Origin of the sequence: Methanohalobium sp., assembly GCF_046546175.1 — an archaeon.
Classification (GTDB): Archaea; Halobacteriota; Methanosarcinia; order Methanosarcinales; family Methanosarcinaceae; genus Methanohalobium.
In genome coordinates, this window is the sequence record NZ_JBKGYF010000100.1 from 1 (window position 1) to 5,717 (window position 5,717).

Sequence of the window (5,717 nt, forward strand, 5' to 3'; positions counted from 1 at the left end):
CCAGTGTGTTAATCACATCGTTAAACACTGTCTGGAAAATCAAATCGGCAATATCGTGATTGGAGAGATGAAAGAGATAAAACAAGAACAGAACATCGGAAAGCAGAATAACCAGAACTTCCAGACGATACCGTTTGCTAGGTTCAAACAGAAATTAGCTTCTAAATGCAAATACCATGGTATCGAGTATCATGAAGTCGATGAAGCTTACACCAGCAAGGTTGATGCACTGGCGTTAGAACCGATAAAGAAGCATAAAAAATATCTCGGTAAAAGACTGAAAAGAGGCATCTTCCAGTCGTCTACTGGCAGGCTGATCAATGCCGATATCAACGGTGCATTGAACATCTTAAGAAAGGTACTTGGTGATTCCCTCACAGGGATAATCGATAGTGGGGAAGTGAACTCCCCGGGAAGAACTTTGTAAATTGAAAATTTACAAATATCTTTAAATCTTTGATTTAAAGAGTAAGGCTTTCAAGGTAAACTTCTTCCGAAGCCGCTGAGTCTTTAGCTCAGCGGTAGTTCACCAGAATAGTATAAATTATTTCTGATCCCTGTTCACCCGATAAGTTAATCAATCTTATATTCATGAATATTTACCAAAATGATAGTTTCCGAAATAAACCTGACAAAATTTATATAACTAATTATTCCTTTTATTCTAGGTACAACAAGGAGGATAACATGACAACAGCATATGATGTCCCTGCAAATGATTTAATAAACAAAGTGGCAGAAAAATTAAAAGAAAATGAACATATCAACCCACCGGAATGGGCTAACTATGCCAAGACCGGAGTTTATAATGAACTTCCACCGGCTGAAAATGATTGGTGGTATACTCGCTGTGCAGCAGTATTGAGATCAATTTATGTAAACGGTCCTGTAGGTGTTGAGAGGCTGCGTTCTGTATATGGAGGTAAACTAACCAGAGGTGTAACACCTGCACACAAAGTAAAAGGCAGCGGTTCTATTTTAAGAAAAGCTTTGCAGCAGCTTGAAAATGCAGGATTTGTACGTACACAAAAAACTGGTAGATTAATAGCACCAGATGGCCAGGCGTTCCTGGATAATGTTTCACATGAAGTAAAAAACGAACTGCTTGAAACCCGTCCAGAAATAGCACAATATTAAACCTGCCCGGTAAAAATAAATATACTAAACTTATAGTTTGATATACATATTTCAAAATGGTTGAATTCAGATTAACCATTTAAAATATGGATGTGATGATTAATGTCTGACGAACTTGAAGAAATACGTAGAAAAAAGCGTGAGCATCTCCAGCAACAACAGCAAGATGCTCATCAATCTGATATTGACCAGTATGCCTACCAGCAAGAACAAGCTGAAAGGATGGAAGAAGAAAAAAAGAGAATTCTTCGCCAGATCTTAACACCTGAAGCACGGGAGCGCTTGACCAGACTTAAAATGTCTAGGAACGAGTTGGGCGAACAACTGGAATCTCAATTAATATCACTTGCAAAAAGCGGCCGTATCCAGTCTGTAATAGATGATGATAAGTTAAAGCAGCTCCTTTCTCAGATCCAGCCGAAGAAGCATGATACCAATATAAGACGAATTTAAATTAATAAAAGTCTATATTCATGAAAGCGTCTGTACTATATAGCGGAGGTAAAGACAGTTCATTATCAGCTATCTTGCTGGAGCCATTTTTCGAAGTTGAACTGATAACATTCAGTTTTTCATTACTTCCATTGGAGCAGGTTGTCAGTGATTTCGCAAATGAGTTGGGATTCCCTCATAGGGTATTAAACCTTGATACAAGTATACTGGATAAAGCTCTGGAAATGGTAATAAATGATGGTTATCCCAGAAATGCTATAAATTATATTCATTATAATGCTGTTAAAACACTGGCATCGACAAAACCACAGCCAAAAGATGTAATTGCAGACGGCACTCGACGCAATGACAGGGTGCCAGTTCTTACCAATTCACAGATTCAAAGTCTTGAAGACAGATATGGAATATATTATGTCACACCTCTTAGTGGGTATGGACGTAGTTCCGTAAATGCACTTGTTTAGCAACATCTGGAGATAGAAGAAGGTCAAAGTGACGATATGATCAAAGCTGATTATGAGACAGAACTCAGGGAAAAGATACGTCAGACATATGGTGATGATAAAATATCACAAATATTCCCATCACATGTCCAGTCCCATGTAAAAAAGCGGATTAAATGATAAGATGTAAATATAAATCAGGTTCATAAAAAAATATATACAATGATTTAGCTAGTTAAACTGACAATGGACTGGATAATTAATTAAAACTTTATATAATGCTTATATGATTTACTGACTAAAAAGGTGAGACAATTGAGCCATAATTCAAAGGGACAAAAAAAGAGGTTAGCAAAGGCACATAAACAGAATCATCGTGTTCCAACATGGGTTATTATGAAATCCAACAGAGAAGTAGTAACTCATCCAAAAAGGAGAAACTGGAGAAGGAATAACCTGGATGTGAAATAATCACATATTGAGATTAAAAGGTGATATTAATGGCAGATGATGCGGTTTCTGAACAAATTTATACCATTCCACTTCGAAAAGTAAAGGGTACACCAAGATGGAAACGTTCTCATAAAGCAATGATACTGGTCAGAGAATTTCTGATAAGGCATATGAAAACTCTTCCATCGCAGATAAAAATTGACAAAACTGTTAATGAAAAAATATGGGAGCGAGGTTCTGAAAAACCGCCGTCTTCAATAAGGGTACGTGCTGCCAGATTTGAAGATGGGGAAGTACAGGTTGAGCTTGCGTAAGTGACTATCATATCCTTGTAGAAAAAGTAGTTTGTAAAAATGATGCGAACCCTGAATATACTGGATAACCCGGTGATAGGTGTATTTGGCACATGTACAGAAGAAATAGCACTAGTTCCCACAGGTACAAAGGAAAAAACAGTACAGTCCCTTGAAGAGCTGTTGAATGTAAGGGTTATATCAACATTGATAGGTGGAAGCACTGTAGTAGGTTCTCTTGTGTGTGGCAATTCCAATGGATTTCTGATTCCAAGATATGGTAACGACTATGATTTAAAGGATACAGACATTACGGTTAGTAATGTGCCGGGAAAACTTACAGCAATTGGTAATATTGTTCTTGCAAATGATTCAGCTGCACTTGTACATCCCAATCTTTCCAGCAAATCGGTAGAAGTAATATCAAAAACACTAGATGTTGATGTTGAAAGAGGTACAGTTGCCGGAATTAAAGCAGTTGGTATGGCAGGGGTTGCTACCAATAAGGGAGTACTTGTACATCCCAAAACAACTGAATCTGAGATGGACCATCTTGAAAAATTATTTGATTTACCGATTGATATAGGCACAGTTAATTATGGGTCACAGATGATTGGGTCAGGGGTCATTGCAAACTCGAAAGGTTATGTTGCAGGTTATGAAACTACAGGATATGAACTTGGACGGATAGAAGATGTACTTGGATTTGTTTAATGCTAATAGTTGTTAAAAGGTGAATTCAATGAAAACTTATCTTGTAAAGGGTAAATTTAAAGCGGGTCATTACTGGGAAAAATTCAGTAAAAATGTTGAAAGTCAGAATGAAAAGAATGCAAATGAGAAAGTGTATTCATTATTAGGCAGCAAACACGGAATAAAACGTTTTTACATTAAAATCGACAGTATTACAGAGGTATAAGTTATGTCTGATGGCACTTCCGGTGAAAGCACCGAGCAATATTTCAGACAACTTTCAACACAATACCAGCAATATAAAAACCAGCTGGAATCTATTAAACAGCATCTTGATATGGTCTATACTTCATCCGAAGAATGTGTGAAGGCACTTGATACATTAAAGAACCTGGAATCAATGGAAGAAGGTGTTGAATCAATGGTCCCCATTGGGTCAGGTACATATATGTATGCACAATTCAATGACCTCAATAGGTTCGTAGTCGACATTGGTGCTGGTATAAGTGTTGAAAAAGATCTGGAAGAAACAAAACAAACTCTTAACAAACGTAAAGAAGAGATGGATAATGCATATGAGCGGCTGAATGAATCGTATTCCCAGGTCGTACAAAACATGCAGGAAATTGAACGCCAGTTAAATGAGTACTACTCCAAAGCCCAGGCAAAGCAGGCTGGATATAGAGCTCAATAACGTTGTATTAATTTAACTTCCTTTTCAGCTTGCTATCTCTATTTGTTATATCGTGTGAGGAATACAGTGTTCAATAAACTCAAAGAAAAACTTAATACCTTCAAAAAGTCAGCCGGTAACACTATAGATGAAAAAGCAGTAGAGTTAGAAGAACCGGCAGACCATCCAGCAGAAACAGAGGAAGTTAAATCCAGAACCGAACCTGAACCTGTCAATACAGAAACCAGTACAACTTCTAAGGTTTCAGAACAGCCGACCAGGTCCAAATCTGGAACTGGTTTTGGTCAAAAAGCCAAAGCTTTTGTCTTTAAGAGGGAATTTATCCTTGATGAAGATGATATCCAGGATACACTTTGGGACCTTGAAATGGGTTTACTTGAAAATGATATTGCATTATCGGTTTCTGAAGCAATCGTTGAATCTGTAAAAAATGAGCTTGTAGGTACTCGCCGAAGGGTGGGAAGCGATACCGGTGAAATTGTTGAAAGCGCCCTGAAAAAAGCGCTCCATAATATAATGTCTGCAAATATGTTTGATTTTGATGAATATCTCAAAAATGCAGAAAAACCGGTGCATGTCGTATTTATAGGTGTTAACGGAACAGGTAAAACTACCACAATAGCAAAACTAGCCAAGAAGCTTCAGGATGATGATTATTCTGCTGTTATTGCAGCAGGGGACACGTTCAGAGCAGGAGCTATTGATCAAATTCAGGAACATGCAAACAGAATCAATACGAAATTGATAAAACATCAGGAAATGGGTGACCCTGCTGCAGTAATCTATGATGCTGTACAGTATGCTAAAGTTCATGATATAGATGTGGTGCTTTCGGATACTGCCGGACGTTTGCATACCAATGTCAATCTCATGTCACAGCTTGAAAAGATATGCAGGGTAAATTCTCCAGACCTTGTAATTTTTGTAGATGAAGCAGTTGCAGGAAATGATGCAGTCGAACGTGCTCAGCAATTCAATGACAATATACCGTTTAATGGTTCAATACTTACAAAAGCAGACGCCGATTCTAAAGGAGGTGCTTCGATATCGATTGCCTATATAACCGGTAAACCTATACTGTATCTGGGAGTTGGTCAGAGCTACGGTGACCTGAAAAAATTTGACCCACAATGGTTCGTGGACCAGCTTTTTGAATAATTTTTTTAGCTAAGATTTCAAAGCAAGCAAGTACAGAAATTAAGTCAAAGAAGTTAAAAGAAAATCAGTTCTATACAACATCCACAGGTCTATAGTAAATCATGATGTTTTAATATCGTAAAGGTTTTCTACAGGGTCAAAAGTAGCCAGTTTCAGCTGGGGTGAAACTGCAGTTTCAGTTTGAAAACGGCAACAACATCCTTTAGTTTCAGGTGGGGGTGAAACTGGTTTCAGTTCGGTTAAATTGCGGTTTCAGTTTAAAAACGGCAACAACATCCTTTAGTTTCAGGTGGGGGGTGAAACTGGTTTCAGTTCGGTTAAACTGCGGTTTCAGTTTAAAAACGGCAACAACATCCTTTAGTTTCAGCAGTTTCAGGTTTATAGCTACCCCCA

12 protein-coding genes are annotated in these 5,717 nt (G+C 37.8%); 11 read left to right on the forward strand and 1 reads right to left on the reverse strand.

Features of this window, described 5'->3' with window-relative positions:
* The 11 genes from ACLFMM_RS08900 to ftsY form a co-directional block, all read left to right on the forward strand.
* On the forward strand, nt 1–427 hold a 427-nt coding region (locus ACLFMM_RS08900), incomplete at its 5' end, for an IS200/IS605 family accessory protein TnpB-related protein (RefSeq protein ID WP_410808382.1).
* 260 nt (nt 428–687) lie between these two features.
* Nucleotides 688–1,137, forward strand: a complete 450-nt coding sequence (locus ACLFMM_RS08905) for a 30S ribosomal protein S19e (RefSeq protein WP_410808383.1) — start codon at nt 688–690, stop codon at nt 1,135–1,137.
* A gap of 102 nt (nt 1,138–1,239) precedes the next feature.
* Nucleotides 1,240–1,590, forward strand: a complete 351-nt coding sequence (locus ACLFMM_RS08910; RefSeq protein ID WP_410808384.1) for a DNA-binding protein — start codon at nt 1,240–1,242, stop codon at nt 1,588–1,590.
* A gap of 20 nt (nt 1,591–1,610) precedes the next feature.
* A complete protein-coding gene (locus ACLFMM_RS08915; protein ID WP_410808385.1) occupies nt 1,611–2,054 on the forward strand; it encodes an alpha hydrolase in 444 nt (147 codons plus the stop codon).
* Nucleotides 2,055–2,090: 36 nt separating this feature from the next.
* Nucleotides 2,091–2,213 carry a hypothetical protein gene (locus ACLFMM_RS08920; RefSeq protein WP_410808386.1) on the forward strand — a complete coding sequence of 41 codons (123 nt, stop codon included), beginning with the start codon at nt 2,091–2,093 and terminating at the stop codon, nt 2,211–2,213.
* Between the two features lie 135 nt (nt 2,214–2,348).
* Complete coding sequence (locus tag ACLFMM_RS08925; RefSeq protein ID WP_410808387.1) at nt 2,349–2,504, forward strand: 50S ribosomal protein L39e; 156 nt, start codon at nt 2,349–2,351, stop codon at nt 2,502–2,504.
* 29 nt (nt 2,505–2,533) lie between these two features.
* Nucleotides 2,534–2,800: a 50S ribosomal protein L31e gene (locus tag ACLFMM_RS08930; RefSeq protein WP_410808388.1), complete on the forward strand. Its 267-nt coding sequence runs from the start codon at nt 2,534–2,536 to the stop codon at nt 2,798–2,800.
* 39 nt (nt 2,801–2,839) lie between these two features.
* Nucleotides 2,840–3,493 carry a translation initiation factor IF-6 gene (locus ACLFMM_RS08935; protein WP_410808389.1) on the forward strand — a complete coding sequence of 218 codons (654 nt, stop codon included), beginning with the start codon at nt 2,840–2,842 and terminating at the stop codon, nt 3,491–3,493.
* A 28-nt stretch (nt 3,494–3,521) separates the two neighbouring features.
* Nucleotides 3,522–3,698, forward strand: coding sequence for a 50S ribosomal protein L18Ae (gene rpl18a, locus ACLFMM_RS08940; protein ID WP_410808390.1), 177 nt, complete (start codon nt 3,522–3,524; stop codon nt 3,696–3,698).
* 3 nt (nt 3,699–3,701) lie between these two features.
* On the forward strand, nt 3,702–4,166 hold the full coding sequence (gene pfdA, locus ACLFMM_RS08945) for a prefoldin subunit alpha (protein ID WP_410808391.1): 465 nt from the start codon (nt 3,702–3,704) through the stop codon (nt 4,164–4,166).
* A gap of 66 nt (nt 4,167–4,232) precedes the next feature.
* Nucleotides 4,233–5,324 carry a signal recognition particle-docking protein FtsY gene (gene ftsY / locus ACLFMM_RS08950; protein ID WP_410808392.1) on the forward strand — a complete coding sequence of 364 codons (1,092 nt, stop codon included), beginning with the start codon at nt 4,233–4,235 and terminating at the stop codon, nt 5,322–5,324.
* A gap of 208 nt (nt 5,325–5,532) precedes the next feature.
* On the opposite strand, the gene ACLFMM_RS08955 is transcribed toward ftsY, so the two are convergent.
* On the reverse strand, nt 5,533–5,717 hold a 185-nt coding region (locus tag ACLFMM_RS08955; RefSeq protein ID WP_410808393.1), incomplete at its 5' end, for a hypothetical protein.

Bases quoted from the DNA above. Each gene is read 5' to 3' on its own strand.
- ACLFMM_RS08905 (WP_410808383.1), top strand. From the start codon at position 688: ATGACAACAGCATATGATGTCCCTGCAAATGATTTAATAAACAAAGTG.
- ACLFMM_RS08910 (WP_410808384.1), top strand. From the start codon at position 1,240: ATGTCTGACGAACTTGAAGAAATACGTAGAAAAAAGCGTGAGCATCTC.
- ACLFMM_RS08915 (WP_410808385.1), top strand. From the start codon at position 1,611: ATGAAAGCGTCTGTACTATATAGCGGAGGTAAAGACAGTTCATTATCA.
- ACLFMM_RS08920 (WP_410808386.1), top strand. From the start codon at position 2,091: ATGATCAAAGCTGATTATGAGACAGAACTCAGGGAAAAGATACGTCAG.
- ACLFMM_RS08930 (WP_410808388.1), top strand. From the start codon at position 2,534: ATGGCAGATGATGCGGTTTCTGAACAAATTTATACCATTCCACTTCGA.
- ACLFMM_RS08935 (WP_410808389.1), top strand. From the start codon at position 2,840: ATGATGCGAACCCTGAATATACTGGATAACCCGGTGATAGGTGTATTT.
- rpl18a (WP_410808390.1), top strand. From the start codon at position 3,522: ATGAAAACTTATCTTGTAAAGGGTAAATTTAAAGCGGGTCATTACTGG.
- pfdA (WP_410808391.1), top strand. From the start codon at position 3,702: ATGTCTGATGGCACTTCCGGTGAAAGCACCGAGCAATATTTCAGACAA.